24 protein-coding genes and 1 riboswitch are annotated in these 23,890 nt (G+C 66.5%); of the genes, 12 read left to right on the top strand and 12 right to left on the bottom strand.

The genetic code is table 11. The features are described from left to right. Positions 1-42: 42 nt before the first annotated feature. Complete coding sequence (locus tag AMB_RS09190; protein ID WP_011384221.1) at positions 43-273, bottom strand: sulfurtransferase TusA family protein; 231 nt, start codon at positions 271-273, stop codon at positions 43-45. Positions 274-301: 28 nt separating this feature from the next. Beyond that, positions 302-703, bottom strand: a complete 402-nt coding sequence (locus tag AMB_RS09185) for a hypothetical protein (protein WP_011384220.1) — start codon at positions 701-703, stop codon at positions 302-304. 276 nt (positions 704-979) lie between these two features. Between AMB_RS09185 and AMB_RS09180 the strand changes: the two genes are divergently transcribed. Together AMB_RS09180 and trpE are read left to right on the top strand one after the other, a co-directional pair. Further along, on the top strand, positions 980-2,851 hold the full coding sequence (locus AMB_RS09180) for a peptidyl-prolyl cis-trans isomerase (RefSeq protein ID WP_011384219.1): 1,872 nt from the start codon (positions 980-982) through the stop codon (positions 2,849-2,851). Between the two features lie 10 nt (positions 2,852-2,861). After that, the gene (gene trpE / locus AMB_RS09175) at positions 2,862-4,382 is read left to right on the top strand and encodes an anthranilate synthase component I (protein WP_011384218.1); all 1,521 of its coding nucleotides are present in this window, start codon (positions 2,862-2,864) and stop codon (positions 4,380-4,382) included. A gap of 107 nt (positions 4,383-4,489) precedes the next feature. Here trpE and AMB_RS09170 read toward each other — a convergent pair whose 3' ends face one another. Further along, a complete protein-coding gene (locus tag AMB_RS09170; protein ID WP_050750673.1) occupies positions 4,490-5,287 on the bottom strand; it encodes a slipin family protein in 798 nt (265 codons plus the stop codon). A 124-nt stretch (positions 5,288-5,411) separates the two neighbouring features. Here AMB_RS09170 and AMB_RS09165 point away from each other — a divergent pair, with 124 nt between their 5' ends. After that, positions 5,412-5,981: a hypothetical protein gene (locus tag AMB_RS09165; protein WP_011384216.1), complete on the top strand. Its 570-nt coding sequence runs from the start codon at positions 5,412-5,414 to the stop codon at positions 5,979-5,981. Here the strand turns inward: AMB_RS09165 and AMB_RS09160 are convergent. The 5 genes from AMB_RS09160 to AMB_RS09140 all read right to left on the bottom strand — a co-directional run bounded on the left by AMB_RS09160 (position 5,978) and on the right by AMB_RS09140 (position 11,777). Then, the gene (locus AMB_RS09160; protein ID WP_011384215.1) at positions 5,978-6,178 is read right to left on the bottom strand and encodes a heavy-metal-associated domain-containing protein; all 201 of its coding nucleotides are present in this window, start codon (positions 6,176-6,178) and stop codon (positions 5,978-5,980) included. The two genes, AMB_RS09165 and AMB_RS09160, sit on opposite strands and share 4 nt — an antisense overlap. A gap of 88 nt (positions 6,179-6,266) precedes the next feature. Next, positions 6,267-7,361: a divergent polysaccharide deacetylase family protein gene (locus AMB_RS09155; protein WP_231849033.1), complete on the bottom strand. Its 1,095-nt coding sequence runs from the start codon at positions 7,359-7,361 to the stop codon at positions 6,267-6,269. Between the two features lie 93 nt (positions 7,362-7,454). Continuing rightward, positions 7,455-7,847 carry a Cu(I)-responsive transcriptional regulator gene (gene cueR, locus AMB_RS09150; protein WP_011384213.1) on the bottom strand — a complete coding sequence of 131 codons (393 nt, stop codon included), beginning with the start codon at positions 7,845-7,847 and terminating at the stop codon, positions 7,455-7,457. Beyond that, the gene (locus tag AMB_RS09145; RefSeq protein WP_043746398.1) at positions 7,844-10,018 is read right to left on the bottom strand and encodes a heavy metal translocating P-type ATPase; all 2,175 of its coding nucleotides are present in this window, start codon (positions 10,016-10,018) and stop codon (positions 7,844-7,846) included. Before AMB_RS09145 ends, cueR begins: the two co-directional genes overlap by 4 nt. A 79-nt stretch (positions 10,019-10,097) precedes the next feature. Beyond that, a complete protein-coding gene (locus tag AMB_RS09140; RefSeq protein WP_043744002.1) occupies positions 10,098-11,777 on the bottom strand; it encodes a methyl-accepting chemotaxis protein in 1,680 nt (559 codons plus the stop codon). 248 nt (positions 11,778-12,025) lie between these two features. Here AMB_RS09140 and AMB_RS09135 point away from each other — a divergent pair, with 248 nt between their 5' ends. From AMB_RS09135 to AMB_RS09115, 5 genes are all read left to right on the top strand, one after another. Continuing rightward, positions 12,026-12,940, top strand: a complete 915-nt coding sequence (locus AMB_RS09135; protein WP_043743999.1) for an ABC transporter permease subunit — start codon at positions 12,026-12,028, stop codon at positions 12,938-12,940. A gap of 1 nt (position 12,941) precedes the next feature. Continuing rightward, positions 12,942-14,189 carry a high-affinity branched-chain amino acid ABC transporter permease LivM gene (gene livM / locus AMB_RS09130; protein WP_011384209.1) on the top strand — a complete coding sequence of 416 codons (1,248 nt, stop codon included), beginning with the start codon at positions 12,942-12,944 and terminating at the stop codon, positions 14,187-14,189. Between the two features lie 139 nt (positions 14,190-14,328). After that, positions 14,329-15,141: an ABC transporter ATP-binding protein gene (locus tag AMB_RS09125; protein WP_011384208.1), complete on the top strand. Its 813-nt coding sequence runs from the start codon at positions 14,329-14,331 to the stop codon at positions 15,139-15,141. After that, positions 15,141-15,854, top strand: a complete 714-nt coding sequence (locus AMB_RS09120) for an ABC transporter ATP-binding protein (protein ID WP_011384207.1) — start codon at positions 15,141-15,143, stop codon at positions 15,852-15,854. The genes AMB_RS09125 and AMB_RS09120 overlap by 1 nt, the downstream gene beginning before the upstream one ends. After that, positions 15,851-16,177: a DUF6867 family protein gene (locus tag AMB_RS09115; RefSeq protein ID WP_011384206.1), complete on the top strand. Its 327-nt coding sequence runs from the start codon at positions 15,851-15,853 to the stop codon at positions 16,175-16,177. Before AMB_RS09120 ends, AMB_RS09115 begins: the two co-directional genes overlap by 4 nt. A 127-nt stretch (positions 16,178-16,304) precedes the next feature. Here AMB_RS09115 and AMB_RS09110 read toward each other — a convergent pair whose 3' ends face one another. Further along, positions 16,305-17,645: a sensor domain-containing diguanylate cyclase gene (locus tag AMB_RS09110; RefSeq protein WP_231849032.1), complete on the bottom strand. Its 1,341-nt coding sequence runs from the start codon at positions 17,643-17,645 to the stop codon at positions 16,305-16,307. A gap of 168 nt (positions 17,646-17,813) precedes the next feature. On the opposite strand from AMB_RS09110, the gene AMB_RS25145 reads away from it, so the two are divergent. The 4 genes from AMB_RS25145 to AMB_RS09090 are packed head-to-tail and all read left to right on the top strand — an operon-like array spanning position 17,814 to position 21,466. Next, the gene (locus AMB_RS25145; protein WP_043743995.1) at positions 17,814-18,443 is read left to right on the top strand and encodes a penicillin-binding protein activator LpoB; all 630 of its coding nucleotides are present in this window, start codon (positions 17,814-17,816) and stop codon (positions 18,441-18,443) included. A 10-nt stretch (positions 18,444-18,453) separates the two neighbouring features. Then, positions 18,454-19,824 (top strand): hypothetical protein, encoded by a 1,371-nt coding sequence (locus AMB_RS09100; RefSeq protein ID WP_011384204.1) that lies wholly within the window; start codon positions 18,454-18,456, stop codon positions 19,822-19,824. A 5-nt stretch (positions 19,825-19,829) separates the two neighbouring features. Further along, complete coding sequence (locus AMB_RS09095; RefSeq protein WP_043743992.1) at positions 19,830-20,297, top strand: hypothetical protein; 468 nt, start codon at positions 19,830-19,832, stop codon at positions 20,295-20,297. Next, positions 20,294-21,466, top strand: coding sequence for a hypothetical protein (locus AMB_RS09090; RefSeq protein ID WP_011384202.1), 1,173 nt, complete (start codon positions 20,294-20,296; stop codon positions 21,464-21,466). Before AMB_RS09095 ends, AMB_RS09090 begins: the two co-directional genes overlap by 4 nt. Positions 21,467-21,621: 155 nt before the next feature. Here the strand turns inward: AMB_RS09090 and AMB_RS09085 are convergent, their stop codons facing one another. The 3 genes from AMB_RS09085 to cbpA all read right to left on the bottom strand — a co-directional run bounded on the left by AMB_RS09085 (position 21,622) and on the right by cbpA (position 23,564). After that, positions 21,622-21,981 (bottom strand): DUF4189 domain-containing protein, encoded by a 360-nt coding sequence (locus tag AMB_RS09085; RefSeq protein ID WP_011384201.1) that lies wholly within the window; start codon positions 21,979-21,981, stop codon positions 21,622-21,624. Between the two features lie 90 nt (positions 21,982-22,071). Continuing rightward, on the bottom strand, positions 22,072-23,451 hold the full coding sequence (gene cbpB, locus AMB_RS09080; protein ID WP_011384200.1) for a peptide-modifying radical SAM enzyme CbpB: 1,380 nt from the start codon (positions 23,449-23,451) through the stop codon (positions 22,072-22,074). Further along, entirely contained in the window at positions 23,448-23,564 is a 117-nt protein-coding gene (gene cbpA, locus AMB_RS23750) for a modified peptide precursor CbpA (protein WP_070108656.1), read from the bottom strand. The genes cbpB and cbpA overlap by 4 nt, the downstream gene beginning before the upstream one ends. An 87-nt stretch (positions 23,565-23,651) precedes the next feature. Beyond that, positions 23,652-23,840, bottom strand: a riboswitch (cobalamin riboswitch). Between the last annotated feature and the right edge of the window lie 50 nt (positions 23,841-23,890).

The following is a 23,890-nucleotide window of genomic DNA, read 5'->3' as shown; positions in this document are numbered from 1 at the left end:
ACTTTCCCCGCCATTCGGCGGAATTTAATGGGTACTGTACGCCTATTTGGCCTTGCGCACCACGACGCTCCAATACCCGTCATGCTCGGAGGTTTCGACCACGGCATGGCCGACCTTGGCGCACCAGGCGGGAATGTCGGAGGCCGAGCCCTTGTCGGACGACCACACGTCCACTTCGTCGCCGATGGAGGCCAGCTTGAGGGCGGCGATCAGTTCCATCAGCGGACCCGGGCAAAAGGCGCCGCGGGCGTCAATCTTCTGGCGTTCGGCCATGGTGTTCTTCCTTCGAAAGATATGGAGGTCAGATGGAGATGAGTTCGCCGTTCTCGGAATCGGCCAGGAACTTGGCCAGTCCCATGGGACCGTCGAACAGGTCCTCGGTCAGGTGCTTCTCGTGATCCCAATGCTTGAGATCGAGCACCATGGAGCAGACCCACATCTTCATTTCGCCCAGCATCTTGCCCTGGCCGAACAGCTCGATGGCGTCGGGGACGTTCTGGGTCTTGAACATCTCGTGGAAATGGCCCCCCTGATAGCGCTCGGCCGGGCTCTTGCCCCGCTCGAAGGCCAGGATGGCATTCATGGTGACGAACACCTCGACCGGCCGGTCGGAGACCGCGGCCACCGAGGCCACCATGGCGGCCAATTGAATCTTTTCGTGCTCCCCAGAGCACAGCATCACGTAGAGCGGCTTGGACGACATGAGCTCCCCTGCGTTCTTATGGTTGGTGCCGGCTTATAAGAACCGGCTTACCTTCGATTTTTATTATATACACAGATTCCAGGGTTTTTCCGCAACAACATTTCGTCACTCTGGCGCTAAATATGCCGTTCGGCAAAGGGGTCCGGCGGGGCGAAAGCGGGACGCGGAAGGCCACTTCCATGTTGCGGCCCCCCTGCCCCCTCCTTATTATGCCGCCAGCCCAGGGCGGCCGGCATCCGGCACGCCCCAACATCTTTTGCGGACTCGGCCCAATCCATGCTCGACGTATTTCGCACCGCTTCGAAGACCTGGATCGTCAGGTTACTGTTCGCCCTTCTGGCCCTGAGCTTCGTGGCCTGGGGCGCCGGCGACGTGGTCCGCGGCGGCGTCGGCCGCAGCCCGGCCATCGAGATCGGCCGCACCTCCATGTCGGCGGCCGAGGTCATGGGTGAGTTCAAGCGCGAGGTCGAGCGTCTGCAGCCGTTGTTCGGCGGCAAGCTGACCGCCGAGGACGCCCGCAAGATGGGCATGCTGGACCGCACCATCGATTCGCTGATCGCCCGCACCCTGATCGACGAGGCGGCCCGCTCGCTGGGCCTTGCCGCCACCGACGAGACCATTTTGCGCCGTGTGGCCTCCAACCCCGCCTTCAAGGGGCCGACGGGCCAGTTCGACCGCGACCTCTTCCGCTCGCGCCTCTCGCGCCTTGGCCACACCGAGGACAGCTTCATGAAGACCGAGCGCACCAACATGGTGCGCAACCAGATGGTGGAGACCGTCGCCGCCGGCATCGGCGCGCCCCAGGCCCTGACCGATCCGCTGCTGGCCTGGCGGGAGGAGCGCCGGGTGGCCGAGACCTTCCTGATCAAGGATGAGTCCACGCCCCTGCCCGCCGCCCCCGACGCGGCCGTGCTGGAAGCCTATTACAAGGACAACGTCAGCCGGTTCATGGCGCCGGAATTCCGGGCGCTGACCGTTCTGCTGCTGCGTCCCTCCGACGTGGCCGGCGGCATCGACATCGACGAGGAGATGGTGCGCGACGCTTACCGGCAGCGCATCGAGGAATTCTCCACGCCGGAACGCCGCGCCGTGTCGCAGATCGTCTTCGACGAGTCTTCCGCCGCCGCCAAGGCCACCGATCTGGTGACCGGGGGCAAGGATCTGGCGACCATTGCTAAGGCTCTGAACAGCGAGATCATCGATCTGGGCGTCATCGAGAAGAACGACCTGCCCGAAGGACTGGCCGAGGCGGTGTTCAAGCTGTCCTCCGGCGCCACCAGCCAACCCGTCAAGACGGCGCTGGGCTGGCACGTGGTCAAGGTCTCTCAGATTCAGCCCGGCCGCACCCGCTCCTTCGACGAGGTCAAGGCGCAACTGGAGCAGGACATGCGCAAGGAAAAGGCCACGGACGGCCTGTCCGAACTGGCCAATCGCGTTGAGGACGCGTTGGGCGGCGGCGCCACCCTGGAAGAAGCGGCCAAGCGCCACAACCTCAAGACCGTCAAGATCGCCGCCGTGGACGCTCAGGGCCGCGGTGCCGACGGCAAGCCGGTGGCCGATCTTCCCAAATCCGACCAGTTCCTGGACGTGGCCTTCCACACCGACCAAAACACCGAAAGCCCGCTGACCGAAGTGCCCAATAACGGCTACTTCCTGCTGCACGTCGATGGCGTCACCGCGCCCGCTCCCAAGCCCTTGGCCGAGATCAGGTCCGAGGTGGTCGCCACCTGGCAGGCCGAACGCCGCCAGGAGCAGGCCCGCGACAAGGCCCTGAAGCTGGCTGACCGCATCAAGGTCGGCGAAGGCATCGCCCAGGTGGCCCTTTCGGCCGGCGCCAAGCTGGAAACCTCGAAGCCGTTCGTCCGCGAGCCGGCCGAAGGCACAGCGCTGCCGGCCACCATCATCGCCGAACTGTTCAAGGCCCAGCCGGGAGGAATCGCCACCGCGCCGGTCCAGGGCGGCACCCTGGTGGCCCGACTGGCCAAGGTGGTGACCTTCGACACCAACGCCAATCCCGCCCTGACCCAGGCGGCCCGCCAGCGCGTGTCGCAGGCGGTGGCCACCGACATTGCCGACCAGTACATCGCCGCCCTGAACGCCTCCATCGGCGTCAAGGTGGACCGTCCCCAACTGACCCGCGAAGAGTAGCAGCGTCACCATGAGCCATCAGCCCGACTTCTCCGCCTTTGCCGCAGCCTATGACGATGGCAAGCCTCAGGTGGTCTGGCGGGTGTTGGTGGCCGACCTGGAGACTCCAGTTTCCGCCTTCATGAAGCTGGCGGGCGGCCAGCCCAACGCCTTCCTGCTGGAATCGGTGGAGGGCGGCGCGGTGCGCGGACGCTATTCCATCCTGGGCATGCGGCCGGATCTGCTGTGGAAATGCGTCGGCAACGAGGCCTGGATCAACCGTAACGCCCGCTCCAAGACCAGCGAGTTCCTGCCCTGCCCGGTGGCGGCCAAGTCAGGCGCCCTCGACAGCCTGCGAGCCCTGGTGGCGGAATGCGGCATCGAGACCCCGCCCCACCTGCCCCCCATGTCGGCCGGCTTGATCGGCTATATGAGCTACGACATGGTGCGGCTGGCGGAAAAGCTGCCCGATGCCAATCCCGACCCCATCAAGGTGCCCGACGGCATCTTCATGCGCCCAACCATCATGGCGGTGTTCGACAACGTCAACGGCACCCTGACCGCCGTCGCCCCCGTCTGGCCGCGGGCCGGCATGGACGCCCAGGCGGCGTGGGACCTGGCCTGGGAGCGGCTCGAACACATCGTCGAGTCCCTGGAAAGCCCCCTGCCCCACACCTATCTCGGCTTCCCCCGCGACGAGCACCAGCCCATCCCGGTGCCCAGCGTGTCGCCCGAGCATTATTGCCGCATGGTCGAGAAGGCCCAGGAATACATCGCCGCCGGCGATATCTTCCAGGTGGTGCTGTCCCAGCGCCTGGCGGTGCCGTTCCGCCTGCCGCCGTTCTCGCTCTATCGCTCGCTGCGCCGGCTCAACCCTAGCCCGTTCCTGTTCTTCCTGGATCTGGGCGAGTTCCAGCTGGTGGGCTCCAGCCCGGAAATCCTGGTGCGGCTGCGTGACGACAAGGTCACCATCCGCCCCATCGCCGGAACGCGGCGCCGGGGCAAGACCCCCGCCGAGGACGAGGAACTGGCCGCCGACCTGCTGGCCGATCCCAAGGAACTGGCCGAACACCTGATGCTGCTGGATCTGGGCCGCAACGACGTGGGCCGGGTGGCCGCCATCGGCACGGTCGAAGTCACCAAGAAGATGACCGTGGAATACTATTCCCACGTCATGCACATCGTCTCCAACGTGGAAGGCAAGATCCGCGAGGGCTGCGACGCCATGGACGCCCTGATGGCCGGCTTCCCGGCCGGCACCACCTCGGGCGCCCCCAAGATCCGCGCCATGGAGATCATCGACGAGTTGGAGACCGAGCGGCGCTCGTTCTATGCCGGCGCCATCGGCTATTTCGACGGCAACGGCAACATGGACACCTGCATCGCGCTGCGCACCACCCTGGTCAAGGACGGCACCATGTATGTCCAGGCCGGGGCCGGCATCGTCGCCGATTCGGTGCCGCTGTCCGAGCACGAGGAGTGCATGAACAAGGCCCGCGCCCTGGTGCGCGCCGCCGAGGATGCCATCGACTATACGCTGGTGAAGCAGTAGGGGGTGATTGGGGCTTTTGCCCCAAACCCCAATCGGGGCGATGCCCCGAACCCCCTTTTTGTTTATTGAGAAAATAAAAGGGAAGGTTTGGGCGGCAGCCCAAGGCCTCACCCCTTGCCCACCGATTCCGCCACCAGCTTGTTGACCACCGCGTTCAACCCCTGGGCCGCCGGGGCCATGATGTCCGACGGAATGGGGAAGATGATGGTGGAGTTGTGCTCGACGGCGATGTCCTTCAGCGTCGCCAGATAGCGCAGCAGCATGGCCCCGGGCTTGCCATCCATCAGGGTGGCGGCCTCGGCCAGTTTGGTGGCGGCTTCGAACTCGCCCTGGGCGGTGATGATGCGGGCGCGCCGCCCGCGTTCGGCCTCGGCCTCCTGCCCCATGGCGCGGATCATGTTGGGGTCAAGGTCGACGCTGCGGATCTCCACGTTCTCGACCTCGACGCCCCAGGATTCCGTGCGCTCGTCCAGAATGCGGCGGATGGCCTGCTTCAGGTCTTCCTGCTGGCCCAGCAGCTGGTCCAGGGTGTGGGACCCCAGGGTCGAGCGGGTGGTGATCTGCGCCAGCTGGCTGACCGCCTCCCGGTAATTGGCCACCTCCAGCACCGCCTTCATGGCGTTGCTGACCCGGTAATAGACCACCGCCGTCACCTTGACCGAGACGTTGTCGCGGCTGATGACGTCCTGGGTGGGCACCTCCATCACCGCCAGGCGGATATCCACCGGGATCAGGTTCTGGATGAAGGGGATGACCAGCCGGAGCCCAGGCTCGCGCGTGCCGGTATAGCGCCCCAGGGTAAGCACCACGCCTTTCTGGGTCTGCGGCACGATGCAGATGGATTTGGCCAGGATGATCACCACCACCACGGCAAGCACCAGCCAGACGATCAGGGTCGGGGGCATGACTTTTCTCCTTGTGGGAGAACGATCATAGGCGCAATTCGCCTCCTTCACCATGATGCCACTTGCAAATAGACCCGACCTCGATCATATTGCGAGTCATTCGCATTTGCATCTTGAGGGCGTGATGGGGTTCATAGAAGGCAGGACGATCCTGAACCGGCAGGCCATGACCGCCCGGGACTATATCTGGCTGGCGGTGCTGGGCGCCGTCGAGCGGGCGCCGCTGACCATGGACGAAGTGGCCCAGGCGGTCGCCGCCCTGGCGGGTCCGGCCTGGATGCCGGTCTCGCAGCTGAGCTTCGATGCCATGGATGAAATGCTGGAGGGCGGCCTGCTCAACCCGGTGGAACGCTCGTTGCGCTTGGCCATCACCGGCGACGGCCGCCGCCGCCTTCAGGATCTGGTGGCTCAGCCGCTGGCGGCGCCGCTTTCCACCTTCGGGCAGGTTGGCATCCGACTGAAATTGGCCTTTCTCGATCTGGCTCCGGCGGCGGTACGGCGACGCCAGATCGACGCCCTGCTGCGGGCCTGCGATTGCGAGATCGCCACCCGCACCGCCGCCTGTGCCGCCTGGTCGCTCAACGGCCCCCTGGGACGAGTCTGGCTGGACCATCAGGTCGACGCCCTGGAGGAGATGGCCGAGGTGCTGCGGCGTCTGGCGCGGGCCGAGGGAACCGGCCTGATCGAGGGCTAAACCCGACCCTCAAAGCCAAATCCGGCGGCATCAACGGCCTGGCGGACCTGGGCCTCGTCGGCACCTTCCACGGTCACCGCCTTGGCCTCCAGGTTGACTTCGACCTTGGCGCCGGGGGTGATTTCCTGAATGGCCGAGGTCACCGACTTGGAACAACCGCCGCAGCTCATGCCGGTAACGCGATAGGTGGCGGACATGGTCAACTCCCGTTCAAGGATTGCGAAGGCCTCAGCATGAACCTTCCAGCCCATGGAAGGTCAAGCGGGATTCGACGGGTCGCCGCCCTCAGCCGCCATTGCCCATGCGGATGATGGTGCTGACCGGCACCAGGGCGAAGCCGCGCCCCTCAAGCCCCGGCAGCCAGCCCGCCAGAGCCTCGATGGTGCCGTCATGGGGGTGGCCGATGGCGATGGCGGCGCCGTGCTTGCGGGCATAGGCCTCGGTCTTGGCCAATTGGGCGCGCACATGGGCGACGCCCTGGTCATTGTCGAGAAAGACATGACGGGCGGCGAAGGGGACGCCGTAATGGCGCGCTGTCTCCGCCCCCACCGTACGCTCGGACGTCACCGAATCGATGAAGGCTAGGCCACGCCGACGCAGCTCCGCCATCACCACCCGCATGCCCGCCGGGTCCGAGGTGAAGCGCGAGCCCATATGGTTGTTGATCCCCACATAGCCGTCGAAACGGGACAGCCCCCAGTCGAGGCGGCGGCGGATCTCGTCGGACGACAGCCCCACCTCCAGCACCTCGGCGCCGGGGTCGTAGGAGGCGCTTTGCGGCTGCATGGGCACATGGACCATCAGCTCGTGGCCACGGGCCCGCGCATCATGGGACTGGTGCGCCACATCCTCGGCATAGGTCATGTAGGACAGCGTCAGCGGCCCCTTGAGCTGGGCCATGCGCTCGCTGCGGCGCCGATCGACGCCCAGATCGTCGATGATGATGGCGATCACCGGCTTGCCGCCGGTCTTGGGCACCGGCAGGGCATTGCGCAGCCAGATTGCGGCGCCGGCCGGCGGCAGCTTGACCTCGGGCGCGGGCGGCGGCGGCGGCAAGGGGGCCAGGGCCACCACGTCGGAGGCATGGCCGAATTCCAGCGCCTCGGAAGAGCCGGGATCGGGCCGGGGCGGCGGCGGCTGCAGCAACGGTCGCCCATCGTCGGGTTCATCACCGGCCGAAGGCATGGGCTGAGAGGGGGCGGCGGGCGAAGCCATGATGACCGGGGCGGGCTCCTGCTCGGCGCCGGGCGGCGGAGCTTTTCCCGCCTTGCCCGACCACAGGCCCAGGGCCAGCCCGATGCCGACACCAAGCACCAGGACGGCGACCATCACGCCGACCAGGACGGAAGGGCGTTCCCACAGGGGCACCTTGTTACCCATCAGCATCCGTCTGACGTCGCGCCGTCCCACTCTATCGTCACCCCGATTGAAGCCGTCCCTCTTGTAAGGCGAAACCGCGAGAGGCGCAAAGGCTCATGGCGCCGTCGCCAGTTCTTCCAGAATCGGGCAGTCGGGATGATCGTCGCCGCAGCACCGCGTGGTCAGGTCCAGCAGGGTGCGGCGGATGGAGTCCAGTTCGGCGATCTTGCGCTCGATATCGGCCACATGCTTGAGCGCGATGGACTTGACGTCGGTGCTGGCCCGCGAGCGGTCACGCCACAATTCCAGCAGCCCGGCCACATCGCGCACCGAAAAGCCCAGCGAGCGGGCCCGATGGATGAAGCGCAGCGTCTCCACCTCGTTGGCGGTATAGGCGCGGTACCCCGCCGCCGTGCGCCCGGCCTCAGGGATCAGGCCGACGGATTCGTAATAGCGGATGGTCTTGGCCGAGATCCCGGACCGCCGGGCGGCCTCGCCGATATTCATGTCATCCTCCAGCGCCGCAGCAACAGGGAGTTGCTCACCACCGAGACCGAGGACATGGCCATGGCCGCCCCGGCGATGACCGGAGTGAGCAGGCCCAAAGCGGCGGCGGGAATGGCCACCACGTTGTAGGCGAAGGCCCAGAACAGATTCTGGCGGATCTTTGAGGTGGTGGCGCGGGAAATGGCGATGGCTTCGGGCAGACGGGAGGGGTCGCCCTTGACCAGGGTGATGCCCGCCGCCTGCATGGCCACGTCGGTGCCGGTGCCCATGGCGATGCCGATATGGGCGGCGGCCAGGGCCGGGGCGTCGTTGATGCCGTCGCCCACCATGGCCACCACCTTGCCGCTCTCCTTGATGCGGCGGATTTCCGCCTCCTTGTCCTCGGGCAGCACCTCGGCCAGCACCCGGTCCACCCCGGCGGCACGGGCCACCGCCTGGGCGGCGCGGGCATTGTCGCCGGTCAGCATCACCGTCTCGATGCCAAGCCGCCGCAGCCGCGCCACCGCGTCGGCGGCGCTGGCCTTGATGGGATCGGCCACGGCGATGAAACCCAGCATGCGCGCCCCCTCGGCCACCCACATCAAGGTGCGGCCCTGGGCCTCCTCCGCTTCGGCCGCGTCGGCCAGGGTCCCGGGATCGATGGACCGTTCGGTCATCAGGCGGCGGCTGCCGATCAGCAGGGAGCTCCCCTCCACCTCGGCCTCCAGGCCCCGGCCGGGCAGGGAACGGAAGCTGCCCAGCGGCGCCAGCCCCCCCGTTGCGGCGGACAGCAGGGCACGGGCCAGGGGGTGCTCGCTGCCCTGCTGGGCGCTGGCGGCAAGGCGGAGCAATTCCGGCCCATTGCCATCGGCGGCCGTGATGGCGGCCACCGCCGGGTGGCCCTCGGTCAGGGTTCCGGTCTTGTCGAACACCATCACCTGGACCTTGTGGGCCAGTTCCAGGGCCTCGGCGTCCTTGATCAGGATGCCGTGCCGCGCCGCCAGCCCGGTGCCCACCATGATGCCGGTGGGGGTGGCGAGGCCCAGGGCGCAGGGGCAGGCGATGACCAGCACCGAGACCGCCGCGACGAAAGCCACCTGAAGGTTGCCACCGATCAGCCACCAGCCGAGAAAGCTCAGCGCGGCGATCACCGTCACCACCGGTACGAACACGTTGGAGATGCGGTCCACCAGCTTCTGCACCGGGGCCTTGGCCGCCTGGGCGCCCTGAACCATGCGGATGATGCGGCTGATGGTGGATTGGGCGCCGACCCGCGTCGCCTCGACCCGCAGCAGCCCCTCGCCATTGACCGCGCCGGCCACCACCTCGTCGCCGGGACCGCGCGGCACCGGCAGACTTTCGCCGGTGATCAGCGATTCGTCCATCTGGGACTCGCCGTCCACCACCGTGCCGTCCACGGGAGCGCGCTCGCCGGGCCGGACCAGCACCACCTCGCCCACCGCCACCAGGGCGGCAGGAACCTCGATGACCAGACCGTCGCGCTCGACCCGTGCCGTGTCGGGCTTGAGCCGCATCAGGGCGCGGATGGCGCCGGCGGCCGAGCGCTTGGCGCGGCCTTCCAGCAGCTTGCCCAGCAGCACCAGGGTGATGACCACCGACGCGCCCTCGAAATAGAGGTTGCCGTGATGGGCGTCGCCTGCGGCCACATGCCAGGCGGACAGGCCGAAGGCGGCGGTGGTGCCCAGCACCACCAGCACGTCCATGTTGCCCGCGCCCCCTTTCAGCGAGGCCCAGGCCCCGGTATAGAAGCGCGCGCCGATCCAGAACTGCACCGGCGCGGCCAGGGCCAATTGGATCAGCGGCGGAATCATGATGTGCAGCCCGGCCATGTCGAGGACCATCTGCCCGATCAGCGGAAGGGTCAGCAGGGCCGAAAGCATCAGCAGGCGCAGATGGCGGGCCGATTCCTCGGCGTGCTCGGCCTCCTCGCGGTCAAGGTCCTCGTCGCCGCTTTGGGCGAGATCGGCCTGGAAACCGGCCTTGACGATGGCCGAGACCAGGTCTTCGGGCCTGGCCCGCTCGCCATCGAAGCGGATATCGGCGCGCTCGGCCGCCAGACTGACCAGCGCCTGCTCGACGCCGTCCACCTTGCCCAGAACCCGTTCCAGGCGGGTGGAACAGGCGGCGCAGGTCATGCCCTTGACGGGAAGCGACAGGCTTTGGCTGGTCATGACGGTATCCTCGACATCCGATTCATGACCCATCCTTGACCTTCCAGCAACGGGAAGGTCAAGGAGTGTTTTCGCGTCGTCAGGCCGACTTGACCCCCGTCAGGAAATTGGCGACCACGCCCTTCAGCGCATCGGCCTGCTGATTGACCGATTTGATCGACCCCAGCACGCCGACGGCCGCCGTTCCGGTTTCCTCCGCCGCCTTGGTGACGCCGCCGATGGTGGCCGACACCTCCTGGGTGCCCGAAGCCGCCTGCTGGACGTTGCGGGCGATTTCCGCCGTGGCGGCGCTTTGCTCCTCCACCGCCGAGGCGATGGCGGCCGAGATCTGGTTGATCTCCTCGATGCGCTTGACGATGCCGCCGATGGCGTCCACCGCCTGGCGGGTCGCCTCCTGCACGGCGGCGATCTGCTGGCTGATCTCCTCAGTGGCGCGGCCGGTCTGGTTGGCGAGGTTCTTGACCTCGCCCGCCACCACGGCGAATCCCTTGCCGGCATCGCCGGCCCGGGCCGCCTCGATGGTGGCGTTCAGCGCCAGCAGATTGGTCTGCGACGCGATGTCGTTGATCAGGCTGACCACGTCGCCGATACGGGCCGAGCTTTCAGCCAGGCCGTTCACTGTCTGGTTGGTCTTCGACGCCTCTTCGGCGGCCATGCGCGCCACCGTCGAGGATTGGGTGACCTGGCGGCCGATCTCGTGGATGGAGGCGGCCAGCTCCTCAGCGGCCGAAGCCACCGTCTGCACGCTGGAGGACGCCTCCTCGGTGGCGGCCGCCACCATCACCGCCTGACGGCTGGTCTGCTCGGCCGTGGCGCTCATGCCCTGGGCGGCATGCTCCATATCGGTGGAGGCCCGGGACACGGCATTCAGCATGGAGGATACCGCCTCGTCGAAATTGCGGGTCAGGCTCTCGATGGTCTTGCCGCGGGCCACATTGCGTTCCTGGGCGGCTCTTTGTTCGCTTTCCATCTGCTCCGAGCGGAGCATGTTGTCCTTGAAAGTCTGCATGGCGGAGGCCATGCGCCCCACTTCGTCGACCCGGCCCACCGCCGGAATGGCCACGGCGAAGTCCTTGTCCGCCAGCCGGTTCATGGCCGCCGTCATGGCGATGATCGGCTCGGCGATGCTCTTCCTCAGCAACAGCCCGAAGATGACCACCATGACGATCACCACAGCCACGGCAATCAGCAGAATCATCCGGGAAAGGTGGTAAAGGGCGTCGCCGGCCAGGGAGGCATCCTTGCCGCCCCGGACATTGATCTCCACCGCCTTGGCCGCGTGCTTCTGGGCATTGGCGTAGAGCGGAAGATTCGACAGGATGACCTCCTTGGCCTTGTCATTCTCGTTCTTGCGCGAGAAATCAAGGGCGCGGGCCGTCATGGCGTCGTACTCGACCGCCACCTTGGCCCAGTCGTCGAAATTGGCTTTCTCCTCGGGCGAAGACAGGAGCTTGCCATAGCGTTCCAGGGCCGCGACGAAGGCCGAATGCTGGTCGTTCAGGACCTTTTCGACCTCGGCCATCTGCGCTTCGTCGGTGGTCAGGATATGGCGAAAGACCGTGGCCCGCTGCTTGGCGAGAAGCCCGTCCAATTCCCGCGAAACATCGACGCTGGGCAACCAGTTGTCGGCCAGATCCGTCGACAGTTGATTGACGGCGGCCAACCGGTTGACGGCGAACACGGACAATCCGATCACCACGGAAAGAATGGCGCCAAATGATAAAATCAACTTTTTGGCAACGCTGAGGCGGTCGAGCATGGAATTGGTCCTTCTCAAATACGTGAAGTTTGGCCCCGACTGCCCCAACTGGCCGCCAACCAAGACTTAAGCAATACCCAACCAAACAGGTTGGATATGCCCCAGGAGATTACAAGCCCCCCAATTTTCGGCCGGGCAAAAAGCGGGCAACCCCCTGATGCGCACGGCATTCCCGGTTGACAGAGCCGCCCGTCCGAGTAGGTTTCTTGCTATCGGAGCCAGTTGAAGCAACAGACCAGGGTGGGCAGGTGGAGTATTTTCTCCAACAATTGATCAACGGCCTGACGCTGGGCGCCATCTATGGTCTGGTCGCCCTCGGCTACACCATGGTTTACGGCGTTCTGGGCATGATCAATTTTGCCCATGGCACGATCTACATGGTGGGAGCGTTCATTTCGCTGATCACCTTTCTGGTCGCCACCACCGTTCTTGGAACCTCGGTCCCCCTGGCCCTGGTGCTGACCCTGGTCGCCGCCATGGCCCTGACCGCCCTGTGGGGCTGGACGGCCGAGCGGGTCGCCTACCGGCCCTTGCGCTCGGCGCCGCGTCTGGCGCCGCTGATTTCGGCCATCGGCGTCTCCATCATGCTGCAGAACTTCGTGGCCCAGGCCCAGGGCGCGCGGGCCAAGCCGCTGCCGCCGGTATTCCGGGGCGGAATCACCCTGATGGACAGCGGCGATTTCGTGGTCAGCCTCAGCTGGATGCAGATGGTCATCATGGCGCTGACCCTGGCGCTGATGGCGGTCTTCACCTGGGTCATCACCCGCACCGCCCTGGGCCGCGCCCAGCGGGCCTGCGAGCAGGACATGAAGATGGCCTCGCTGCTGGGCATCGACGTGGACCGGGTGATCTCCACCACCTTCGTCATCGGCGCCGGACTGGCCGGGGTGGCGGGAATGATGGTCACCCTGTATTACGGCGTGATCGACTTCTATATCGGCTTCCTGGCAGGCATCAAGGCGTTCACCGCCGCCGTGCTGGGCGGCATCGGCTCGCTGCCCGGCGCCATGCTGGGCGGCTTGCTGATCGGCCTGATCGAAGCCTTCTGGTCGGCCTATTTCTCCATCGAATACAAGGATGTGGCCACCTTCAGCATCCTGGTGGCGGTCCTGGTGTTCCGCCCCACCGGCTTGCTGGGCCGCCCCGACGTGGAGAAGATCTGACATGGGGGGCAAGACCGCCCGCGCCCTGGTGGTGGATGCCCTGCTGGGCGGAGTGGTGGCCGCCGCCATGGCCCTGCCCATGCTGGGCGTGCGGCTGGAGGACGGCTCCACCGGCCTGTCCCTGAGCGGGCGCCTCGACTGGGTGGCCTGGGCCGCCGGCAGCGTGGCGGGCGCCCGGTTGCTGATCGGCCTCCTTCGCCTGGGACTGGCCGGACGCGGTCCCAGCCTTCCCGCCCCGCCGCGCGCCATGATGGTCTATGTGGGCTGGGCCATGGTGGCCTTTGCCCTGATCCTGCCCTTCCTGCCCTTCTCGGGGCGCAATCTGGTGGACAAGGCCACCCTGGTGCTCATCTACGTCATGCTGGGCTGGGGCCTGAACATCGTGGTGGGGCTGGCCGGGCTGCTGGATCTGGGCTTCGTCGCCTTCTACGCGGTGGGGGCCTATTCCTACGCCCTGCTCAGCCAGACCTTCGGGCTGTCCTTCTGGGTCTGCCTGCCGCTGGCCGGTCTGCTGGCCGCGGCCTTCGGCATGGTGCTGGGCTTTCCGGTGCTGCGCCTGCGCGGCGACTACATCGCCATCGTCACCATGGGATTGGGCGAGATCGTCCGGGTGGTGCTGCAGAACTGGCAAGACGTCACCGGCGGCCCCAACGGCATTTCCGGCATCGAGCGGCCTTCGCTGTTCGGCCTGTCCTTCAAGATGGTACCGCCCGAGGGAAGCCAGACCTTCGCCGAGTTCTTCGGCCTGGACTATTCCGCCGACCACCGGGTGATCTTCCTGTATTTCCTGATCCTGGCCTTGGCGCTGCTGACCAACGTCATCACGTTGCGCATCCGCCGCCTGCCGGTGGGCCGGGCCTGGGAGGCCCTGCGCGAGGACGAGATCGCCTGCCGATCCTTGGGCATCAACCCCACCCTGGTGAAGCTCTCGGCCTTCGCCACGGGGGCCATGTTCGCCGGATTCGCCGGGTCGTTCTTCGCCACCCGCCAGGGCTTCATCAGCCCGGAAAGCTTCACCTTCATCGAATCGGCGGTGATCCTGGCCATCGTGGTGCTGGGCGGCATGGGCAGCCAGATCGGCATCGTGCTGGCGGCCCTGCTGCTGGTGGGCCTGCCGGAATGGTTCCGCGAGCTGCAGCAGTTCCGCATGCTGGCCTTCGGCGGCGCCATGGTGCTGATCATGCTGTGGAAGCCCGCCGGCTTGCTGTCGACGCGGGAACCCACCATCCGGCTGGGAGAGGCGAAATGAGCGGCCCCATCCCAACCTGTCATCCCGAGCCCCAGCGAGGGATCTCCGCCTGGCATGGCTTTGTCATGCCGGATCGGGCGGATCAGGACGAGATCCCTCCTCCCGATGGTCGTCGGGATGACACGACAGGGGGCATGGCATGAGCAGCGAAGCCCTGCTCACCGTCGAACATGTGACCATGCGCTTCGGCGGCCTGTTCGCCGTCAACGATCTGTCGTTCTCGGCTGCCCCTAAGGAGATCACGGCGGTGATCGGCCCCAATGGCGCCGGCAAGACCACGCTGTTCAACTGCATCACCGGCTTTTACAAGCCGCAGGTGGGGCGCATGACGCTGGACCATCCGTCCGGCCCCATGCTGCTGGAGCGTCTGGACGACTTCGCCATTTCCGCCAAGGCCGGGGTGGCGCGCACCTTCCAGAACATCCGCCTGTTCGCCCGCATGAGCGTGCTGGAGAACCTGATCGTTGCCCAGCATACCACGCTGATGCGGGCCTCGGCGTTCTCCCTGGCCGGGTTGCTGGGTCTGTCGCGCTATGCCAGGGCCGAGGCAAGGGCGGTGGAGCGGGCGCGGCACTGGCTGGACAAGGTGGGCCTGACCTCCCTGGCCGACGAGGAGGCGGGCAGCCTGCCCTATGGCCATCAGCGCCGCCTGGAGATCGCCCGGGCCATGTGCACCGGGCCGCTTTTGCTGTGCCTGGACGAGCCCGCCGCCGGGTTGAACCCCCGCGAATCGGCGGAGCTGAACCGCCTGCTGCTCGACATCCGTGACGAAAACGGCATCGGGTTGCTGCTGATCGAACACGATATGAGCGTGGTCATGGAGATCTCGGACCATATCGTGGTGCTGGATTACGGCAAGAAGATCGCCGAGGGCGCCCCCGCCGCCATCAAGGCCGATCCGGCGGTGATCCGCGCCTATCTGGGCGAGCCCGACGAAGAGGAGGCCCGCTGATGCTGCGCATCGAAAGCCTTCACTCCGGCTATGGCCGCATCCAGGCGCTGCACGGTGTCGACATCAATGTGGCCGAGGGCGAGATCGTCGCCCTGGTGGGCGCCAACGGGGCGGGCAAGACCACGCTGCTGATGACCATCTGCGGCAATCCCCGCGCCACGGCGGGCACGGTCCGGCTGGCGGGCGAGGACATCACCGGGCTGGCCACCCACCACATCATGCGGCGCGGACTGGCCCACTCGCCCGAGGGACGGCGGATTTTCGCCCGCATGAGCGTGCTGGAGAACCTGCAGATGGGCGCGGCGCGGGGCAATCCCGCCCACTTCGCCCAGGACCTGGAGCGGGTGCTGGGCCTGTTCCCCCGCCTGGAGGAACGCCTGGCCCAGCGCGGCGGCACCCTGTCGGGCGGCGAGCAGCAGATGCTGGCCATCGGCCGCGCCCTGATGAGCCGGCCCAAGATCCTGCTGCTGGACGAGCCGTCGCTCGGCCTTGCGCCGTTGGTGGTCCGCCAGATCTTCGAGATCGTCGCCACCATCAACCGCGAGCAGGGAGTCACCGTCTTCCTGGTGGAGCAGAACGCCCACCACGCGCTGCGCCTCGCCCATCGCGGCTATGTCATGGTCAACGGCAAGGTGACCTTGAGCGGTACCGGCGCCGAATTGCTGGCCAACGAGGAAATCCGCGCCCATTACCTGGGGGGAGGACACGGATGATCACTTCCGTTGCCGTCTTTGTCGGGCTGACCCTGGTTCTGTTGGGCGGCTGCGCCTTCATGACCGGTCAGGCCCTGGCCGTCACCTGGCGGCCGCTCTGGCAGGTCGTTCCCTACACCCTGATGCTGGGCGCCGCCGACCGCTTCCTCGGCTTCGCGCTGTTCGGCGGAGAGCTGCTGTCCCTGGCCGGCTGGCTGCTGGACAGCACCGTGCTGACCGTCATCGGGCTGCTGGCCTGGCGCCTGACCCAGGTGCGCCGCACGGCCGACCAGTACCCCTGGCTGTATGTCCGCACCGGGCCGTTCAGCCTGCGGCGGCTTTAGAAGCGCCCGGCTTCAGGGGCTTTCGCCCCCGATCCCCCAATCGGGAAGCCCAGCCTCCCAAACCCTTCAGTTTATTAATCCATTGAAATAAAAAGAAACTGGAGGTTCGAAGGCTGCGCCGGCGGCCCTATTCGGCGGGTTCCACCCGGTTGCGTCCCATGGCCTTGGCCCGGTAAAGAGCGGCATCGGCGCGGCCCAAACAGGCTTCCAGCCCCTCGCCCGCCCCCACCCGGCACTCGGCGACGCCGAAGCTGGCGCTCAGGATGATGGGCTCGCCGCCCCCCACCGGCACCTGCAGTCCCGCCAGACGGATCCGCAGGCGCTCGGCCACCACCAAAGCGGGGTTAAGCGCCGTTTCCGGCAGGGCGATGGCGAATTCCTCGCCCCCCATTCGGCCGATGATGTCCTGGTCGCGCAGCAGGTCGCGGGCCATGACCACGAAGGCCTTCAGCGCCTCGTCGCCGGCGGCGTGGCCGCGTTCGTCGTTGATGCGCTTGAAATGGTCGAGATCGATCATCAGCAGCGACAGCGGGCGGCCGTAACGGCCGGCACGCTGAATCTCCGCCACCGTGCTCTGCATGAAATGGCGGCGGTTGCAGGCGTCGGTCAGGAAGTCGGTGGTGGCCAGCTGCACCAGTTCCTTCTGGACGCAGGCCCGTTCAAGCGCCAGTCCGATGCGGCGCGCCAGTTCGCGCACCAGTTCGCGCTCGGCGGTGGAAAAGGCCTCGTCCCCTTCGGCGGGCGGCGTCTCGCTCCAGCAGATCTCGATGCGCCCGGCCGGGCGCGAGCCGGCGAATACCTGGGATTCCAGGCGATAGGCCGTCTCCATGAAGACCGGGGTCTGAACGATGCCGCTGGGCAGCAGGCCCGGCAGGCAGGACAGGCGGACGCCGATGGTCTCGGGCTTCAGCCAGGCGGTCGGCACCTTGGCCACCACCTGCTCCAGCGCCACCTGCAGCGGCAGTTCCGGAGATTCCAGGATGCGCGACACGCCATACATGCAATCGATCTGGCGCATGCGGCGTTCGAGTTGGCGATTGGCCTCCAGCGCCGCGTCACGGGCCTCGCGCACCAGGATCTCGGCGCGCTTGCGGTGAATGGCGTAGCGGAACGACCGCGACAGCGAGGCGGCGTCCAGCTTGGCCTTGAGCAGATAATCCTGGGCGCCCTGCTCCAGCGCCATCAGCGCCTGCTGGTCGTCGTCGTGGTTGGTCAGCACCACCACCGCCAGTTCCGGTGCCGCGCCGCAAAAGCGCCGCACCGTCTCATCACCCACGGAATCGGGAAGCGTCAGGTCGAGAAAGATCACGTGGTAGCGCTTGCGCTGGATGAATTCCAGCGCCGAAGCCAGCGACACGGCATGGTCGACCTTGACGTTGGGGAGCTTTTCCAGCTCGGCAAGAGTCAGCAAAGCCTGGGTCGGAGAATCCTCGACCAGCAATGCGAACATGGTTTCCGACAAGGCCAAGTCCATCCCCCCACGCATCGGACTCTCACGGGTCCGTTCGGGCGATACTAACCGCCTAAGAAGGTTTGCGGAAGCCTGATGCGTGACAACAGGGAATGCCATATCATCGCCCCAATTGGGGATGAATCTATCATCGGTTCTCCAAAGCCTTAAGTTAAGGACTTCGCCATGCGCCGCCTGCCCGCCCTTGCTTCCGTCATCGCCGCCGGACTGGCCCTTTCCGCCTGCCAGAGCGTGGACAACACCGAAGGCCGCTCCAGCGTCTATATCGATCCCGGCAGCGTCGGGGCGGTCAAAGGGGTCGGCATCGAGTCCCAGGACATCATCGGCATGACCGACCAGATGATGCGCGACATGCTGTCCCAGCCCAAGCTGGCCAATGCCCAGGTGCCACCCAACGTCATCATCGATTCCGAGTATTTCCATAACGAAAGCTCGTCGCGCCTGAACAAGAATTCCATCACCGACCGCCTGCGCGTCGGACTCAACCGCGCCGCTGCCGGCCGCATGCAGTTCGTCGGGCGCCATTACGCCGACATGGTGACCAAGGAACGCGAGCTGAAGCGCCAGGGCGTGGTGGACAAGGCCACCCAGCCCGCCGCCCGCGCCCCCAAGGGCGGCGACTACCGCCTGGGCGGGCGCATCACCTCGCTCGATGCCCGCGACCCCAAGAGCGGCATGATGCAGCGCTACAACCAGATCGTCTTCGAGATGGTCGACCTGGAAACCTCGGAAATCGTCTGGAGCGGCATCTACGAATTCGCCAAGGCCGCCCAGGACGACATCATCTATCGCTAGGATCACCCCCATGGCCGCCCGGCCTTCCTGGTTGAGCTGCGTGATCATCGCCGGACTGGCCTCGGGCTGCGTCACCACGCGCGAGCAGGAGATCAGCCCGGCGCCGTCCGTGGTCCAAGCCTATCTCGACGACAAGCCCACCGAGCTGCGCCGCCATTTCTTCATCGCCCAGGCTCAGGGCGACCGCAACCGGGTGCTCAACGACATGCGCCTGGGCCTGGCCAGCTTCGGCCTGGGCCGCGACCAATTGGCCGCCCAATTGTTCGACGACGCGCTGGGCGGCATCGAGGCCATCTACGCCGACAACGACGACGCCCGCAGGGCGCGCGGCCTGTGGGTCAAGGAAGGCACCAAGGACTTCAAGGGCGAGCCCTACGAGCGCGTCATGGCCTATTACTATCGCGGTCTGCTCTACATGAAGGCCGGCGATTACGAAAATGCCCGGGCCAGCTTCAAGGGCGGCCTGCTGCAGGATTCCTTCGCCGAGGAAGAACAGTTCCGCGCCGATTTCGCCCTGATGCCCTTCCTGCAGGGCTGGGCCGCCCATTGCTCGGGGAACGATTCCCTGGCCGCCGAGGACTTCAAGGAATTCCGCGCCATCAACAAGGACGCGCCGCTGCCCCGCGACAAGGACAATATCCTGGTCCTGGTGGAGAGCGGCGCCGCTCCGGTGAAGACCTCCGACGGGCCGCGCCTCAAGATCAAGCGCAGCGGCAGCACCGAGACCGCCCGCATTTCCTGGGCCGATCCAGAACACCCCAAGGATCACCCCGGCGCCAATGCCATCTTGCTGGAAGACATCTTCCGCCAGGCCTCCACCCGGGGCGGACGGCCCTTCGACTCCATCCTGGAGGGCAAGGCCGACTACAAGGACACCGCCGACACGGTGGGCAATGTCGCCCTGATCGGCGCGGTGCTGGCCGCCAAGGTCGCCGTGGACAACGGCCCGCGCCGGCACGAGACCAAGGAGCAGCGCAAGAACCGCGAGCAGGCCCAGGCCGGCGCCGCCATGGTGGGGGCCGGACTGGCGGTGATCGGAGGCCTGTCCAAGCTGTTCGCCAGCTCCATCGAAGCCCAGGCCGATACCCGCTATTGGGACAACCTCTCCGATCGGGTCCAGGGACTGACCCTGACCCTGCCGGACAAGCTGACCGCGCTGCAAGTGGAGTTCCGCTCTGCCGGCGGCACCACGCTGGAAACGGTGGAGGTTCCCATCCGGCGGGCCGGCAAATGCGGTCTGGTCTGGGCGCATCACGGCCCGACCATCCCGCGCAATCCCCGCGCCCCCAACAGCGTCCCCCCCGATGTGATGGCTTCGCCCATCGTCATCCCCGCCCCGGAGGCCAAGATCCCCGTGGCGGAGGCCAAATCCAAGGAGTGACTTCCATGAAGCGCCTGTTCGTTCCCGCTTTCGGCCTTCTGCTGCTCGGCGGCTGCGCCTCCCTGGACCCGGCCCCCCATTGCGACATGTCCCGTGTCGCCAGCCAGCGCGATCTGGTCCCCGGTCCCGCCATGGTCGAGGACGAGAAGTCGCCGCTGAAGGAAATGCCCATGAATTCGGTGAGCATCACCGACCCCAACATCATCCGGAAGCTCTATGTGCGCTCCATCGCCGCCCGGCGCACCGAGACGGGAACGGTAGAGGTGGTGGCCCAGGTGGTCAACTGCACCGACTTCCCCCTGAACGCCGAGGCCCGGACCCAGTTCTACGCCCATGACGGAGCGGCAAGCGAACCGGTCAGCGCCTGGCGTCGACTGCATTTGGGGGCACGGACCTCCAACACCTACCGCGAGCTGTCGCTGGGCGACAAGAGCGTGGACGGCTACATGATCGAGATGAGGGAAGGCCAATGATCCCGCGCATCCTGGCCGTTTCGGCCCTCGCCCTGCTGGTGGCGCTTCCCGCCTCGGCCCAGACCGTGGGCGCCAAGGTGCCGCCCTACCAGCCTCCGCCCAAGGTCGCGCCGCCGGTGCGCGACGGCGGCGAGGCGCTGGACGCCATCGCCGCCAGGCCCGATCCCTTCAAGCCCCAGGACGACGTCATCGCCCATTTCCGCGACGCCTATGCCCAGGCCGGGCGGCCGCGCCTGACCATCTGGTGGAACCGGCAATTGTCGGACACCCTGGCCCAGTGGTACTCGGAAAGCCGCACCGTCACCGCCGACAAGACCCGCAACGCCACCGAGGGCGATCTCACCCTCAAGCAATCGGGCGGCCGCCAGAGCGTCACCGAGACCCAGCGGCGGACCGGCGATTCGGCCGAGCGCCCGGCCCGGGAGGAAACCTGGGACTGGGAGTTCCAGGACGGCTTCCTGGCGCCTTTCCTGCAAGCCGACGCCCAGATCGTCGACCGCACGGTGGTCACCCGGATCATGGGGGCTGGGGCCGAGGAGATCGATCCCAAGACGGTGGAGGTCATGGTCATGCAGACCATGGCCGACGTGATGATCGAGGTTCTGGTGGCGGATTCCGCCCTGTCGACCACTGGCTACGAATTGCGCGCCCGGATCATCGACGTCAAGACCGGCCGGGTCCTGGGGATGGTCAACAGCCGGTCCCTGAAGGAATGGCAGAAGACCGACAAGGCCACCGCCTCGCAGCGGGGCTTCGAACTGCCCGACGAGGACGACGACAGCTTTGGCCCCGAGCGCGCCGACCAGCGCTACAAGGCTACCTCCAGCGGCTATGAACGCCGCCGCAAGCCGCCCAAGCTGGCCGTCATCTCCCACAATCTGGCCACCAATGTGATGAGCGCCATGCTGCCGCGTCTGGAAAGCGGCGCCCTTCCGGTCGCCCGGACCGCGCCTGCCGCGCCCGCCGCCATCACGCCGCCCCCGGCACCGCCGCAATCGGAAACACCGGCCCAGGCCAAGCCCGCCCCCAACGACAGCGCCGTGCCGCTGCCCCAGGTGGAGACCAAGCCCCTGCCCGCTCCGGACAAGGCGGCGAAGGCCGAGCCCCAGAAAGTCGAAACGGGGCCGGCGGCCGAAGAACCGCCCATGCCCCGTCCAACCAAACAGTGATCGGGAGTTACACCAAACTGTGATGAGCTCAACTCATCGCAGTTTGGTTAGGCGCAAGGCGCCGCGCGCCTTATGGCGTGCAAGGCAAGGGCGCTCGCGCCCGCCCGCCGTGTGAGGGCGTTACGGTGATCGTTCCCGATCACCGTAACTTGGTATTACTGGCAGTCGGCGACCACGACCTTGCAACCGGAGCCACAGGCTTCCAGGGCATTGGACTTGGCGGCACCTTCAGAGGAGCCCCAACCGATGCCGCTGTAGCTCTTCGACGCGGCATAGGCGCCACAGGTGTCGTAGCGCACAGCCACCTTGCAGTTGGAGTTTCCAGCCTTCTTGCATTCGCGCATGGCGTCGGCGCCGGCTTCCTCGCGGCTGGATCCGGTGCCGATGCCATACCCCACCTCATCGGCCTTGGAGCCGGCCTCGTCGTCAACGGCGATGGCACCGGCCGCACGGGCGTCGACGCTTCCCAGAAGCAGCCCGAAAGCCAAGGTCATCGCAAAAAAAATCTTAGCCATATGTCCCCTCCTGATTGGATCAGTCCTCGGCCAGGGTAACGCGACCCGTGGCGAATACCTATTCCAATTTGCGCATACGCCTCTCCGAAATCAGCAGCCAAAGGCGAAGGCCGTTTCGGTGCCCTCGTCCCAGCCGTCCCACATGTAATCCTCGGCGATACCGTCGGCGATCAGGCGGAAGGCGTACTGCGCCTGATCGAGATAGAAGCCGCAATAGGCCCCGATCTGCTCCATGCCGCCATTGGCCTCGTGGGCCTCGGCCGGACAGGGCGAGCCGCAGAAATGCCGCACCGGACAGGTGGAACAGGCCTTGATGTCCTCGACCTTGCGCCCGGTCACCAGCTTGAAGGCCGGGCTTTCCAGCACGTCTTCCACCGTGTCGGTGAACAGGTTGCCGCCGGCGAAGGCCGGCAGGCCGATGAATTCCGAGCACGGGAACAGCGACCCGTCCGGCGCCAGTGCAAAGAACGACCGTCCGCCGCCGCAGGGCGAGATGTCGCACATCAGCCGCCGGGCGGTGGGGGCCAGGATGGAGATCAGGATGTTGACGAAATTGGCCACCACCAGCTTGCGCCCGGTTTCCCGGTAAAGCTGGTGGCTGCGGTCCAGCGCCGCCAGATAGGCCTTGGACACCGCCTGATCCTCGGCCCACGAATCCTGGCCACCCGGCTGGGTGCAGCGGACCACGTTGAGCATGCAGGCGGGGACCTCCTCGGCGTGGAGGAACTCCACCATCTCGGTCAACTGGCCCAGATTCTCGCGGTTCATGGTGCAGATGACGTTGAAGCCGGCATAGCCCTTGAGGCGGCGAATGGCGTCCACCGTGGAGGCGAACACGCCGTCGCCGCTCCAGCGCTTGCGCGACCGGTCGGCCACCTCGGGTGTCGGCGCGTCCAGCGACAGGCCGATGCCGCACCCGCGTGAGGTCAGAAACTCCGCCGTTACCGCGTCCAGCAAGGTGGCGTTGGTCTGCACCCCGAAGCGGAAGCGGTCGGAATAGCTGTCGATGGCCTCGAACATGGCATCGCGGTTCAGCAGCGGTTCGGCGCCGTGAAAGATGATCTGCGGCTTGCGACCCTCGGGCATGGTCCGGGAGAAGTACTCGTCGAGACGGGCCATGGCCTCCATCAGCCGGTCGCGGCTCATATGCTCGCCGCTGCGCCGCATGGTCTGCGGAATGTAGCAGTACGAGCAATCGAGGTTGCAGCGTTCCGTCGGGTTGAAATAGACCGCCGAGGGCTTGAGATGGAAGCGCAGCATGTCCATCTCGCGAGCGAAATCCTCGCGCTTGGCTCGCCAGTCGCGTTCCAGCGCGCCGTTGTCGAGGACTCGCTCCATCTCGTCCTTGCGCACCAGCGCCCAGAAGGCGTTGTCGGCGTCGATCAGGGCGGTGTAATCGGCATGGCCGATCTCGAAGGTCTGGAGGCCGTCGGGAAGACGGCCCCCACGGAGGGGGGCCGCCTGGTTCACCGCTTCACCTGCTTATCCATCAGGACGTAATGGGACAGGCCGGTGCCCTCGGCATCGCAGGTCTTGCGGCTGGCGATGACGGTGGGGCGGGGTTTGGGGTCGGTCTTGGTCATGGCGATAATCCTTGCGTATGCCAAAGAGGCTTTTCGGTTGGGGCGCGGATGCGCACCAGCCGAAACCCTTTGCCATCGGATTTCACCCCTCGTTAACCATCGTCCTGCAGGTCTTCTGGCTCTCGGATCAGCCACGAAACCACGCCTTCCCGGCGTTTCGCCAGTGGCTGGGCCCAGGGGCCCCGTGGTCCCATGTCCCCGATTACAGCGGCGGGACCGCCACGGAATTTCACCGTGTTCCGGGATGCAGGACTGACAGGCATCTACAATACCGCAATGGAGACGTCAAGTTCGCGCGGTTGTCGCGCCCAATTGGGCCTGCTATC

Origin of the sequence: Paramagnetospirillum magneticum AMB-1 (genome assembly GCF_000009985.1) — a bacterium.
GTDB classification, from domain to species: Bacteria; Pseudomonadota; Alphaproteobacteria; order Rhodospirillales; family Magnetospirillaceae; genus Phaeospirillum; species Phaeospirillum magneticum.
The sequence above is the reverse complement of the archived record's forward strand: the minus strand, read 5'-3'. Positions and strand labels throughout refer to the sequence as shown.

Excerpts from the sequence above, each read along its gene's own strand:
- AMB_RS09190 (WP_011384221.1), bottom strand. The coding sequence starts at position 273 with ATGGCCGAACGCCAGAAGATTGACGCCCGCGGCGCCTTTTGCCCGGGT.
- AMB_RS09185 (WP_011384220.1), bottom strand. The coding sequence starts at position 703 with ATGTCGTCCAAGCCGCTCTACGTGATGCTGTGCTCTGGGGAGCACGAA.
- AMB_RS09180 (WP_011384219.1), top strand. The coding sequence starts at position 980 with ATGCTCGACGTATTTCGCACCGCTTCGAAGACCTGGATCGTCAGGTTA.
- trpE (WP_011384218.1), top strand. The coding sequence starts at position 2,862 with ATGAGCCATCAGCCCGACTTCTCCGCCTTTGCCGCAGCCTATGACGAT.
- AMB_RS09170 (WP_050750673.1), bottom strand. The coding sequence starts at position 5,287 with ATGCCCCCGACCCTGATCGTCTGGCTGGTGCTTGCCGTGGTGGTGGTG.
- AMB_RS09165 (WP_011384216.1), top strand. The coding sequence starts at position 5,412 with ATGGGGTTCATAGAAGGCAGGACGATCCTGAACCGGCAGGCCATGACC.
- AMB_RS09160 (WP_011384215.1), bottom strand. The coding sequence starts at position 6,178 with ATGTCCGCCACCTATCGCGTTACCGGCATGAGCTGCGGCGGTTGTTCC.
- AMB_RS09155 (WP_231849033.1), bottom strand. The coding sequence starts at position 7,361 with ATGGGTAACAAGGTGCCCCTGTGGGAACGCCCTTCCGTCCTGGTCGGC.
- cueR (WP_011384213.1), bottom strand. The coding sequence starts at position 7,847 with ATGAATATCGGCGAGGCCGCCCGGCGGTCCGGGATCTCGGCCAAGACC.
- AMB_RS09145 (WP_043746398.1), bottom strand. The coding sequence starts at position 10,018 with ATGACCAGCCAAAGCCTGTCGCTTCCCGTCAAGGGCATGACCTGCGCC.
- AMB_RS09140 (WP_043744002.1), bottom strand. The coding sequence starts at position 11,777 with ATGCTCGACCGCCTCAGCGTTGCCAAAAAGTTGATTTTATCATTTGGC.
- livM (WP_011384209.1), top strand. The coding sequence starts at position 12,942 with ATGGGGGGCAAGACCGCCCGCGCCCTGGTGGTGGATGCCCTGCTGGGC.
- AMB_RS09125 (WP_011384208.1), top strand. The coding sequence starts at position 14,329 with ATGAGCAGCGAAGCCCTGCTCACCGTCGAACATGTGACCATGCGCTTC.
- AMB_RS09120 (WP_011384207.1), top strand. The coding sequence starts at position 15,141 with ATGCTGCGCATCGAAAGCCTTCACTCCGGCTATGGCCGCATCCAGGCG.
- AMB_RS09115 (WP_011384206.1), top strand. The coding sequence starts at position 15,851 with ATGATCACTTCCGTTGCCGTCTTTGTCGGGCTGACCCTGGTTCTGTTG.
- AMB_RS25145 (WP_043743995.1), top strand. The coding sequence starts at position 17,814 with ATGCGCCGCCTGCCCGCCCTTGCTTCCGTCATCGCCGCCGGACTGGCC.
- AMB_RS09100 (WP_011384204.1), top strand. The coding sequence starts at position 18,454 with ATGGCCGCCCGGCCTTCCTGGTTGAGCTGCGTGATCATCGCCGGACTG.
- AMB_RS09095 (WP_043743992.1), top strand. The coding sequence starts at position 19,830 with ATGAAGCGCCTGTTCGTTCCCGCTTTCGGCCTTCTGCTGCTCGGCGGC.
- AMB_RS09090 (WP_011384202.1), top strand. The coding sequence starts at position 20,294 with ATGATCCCGCGCATCCTGGCCGTTTCGGCCCTCGCCCTGCTGGTGGCG.
- AMB_RS09085 (WP_011384201.1), bottom strand. The coding sequence starts at position 21,981 with ATGGCTAAGATTTTTTTTGCGATGACCTTGGCTTTCGGGCTGCTTCTG.
- cbpA (WP_070108656.1), bottom strand. The coding sequence starts at position 23,564 with ATGACCAAGACCGACCCCAAACCCCGCCCCACCGTCATCGCCAGCCGC.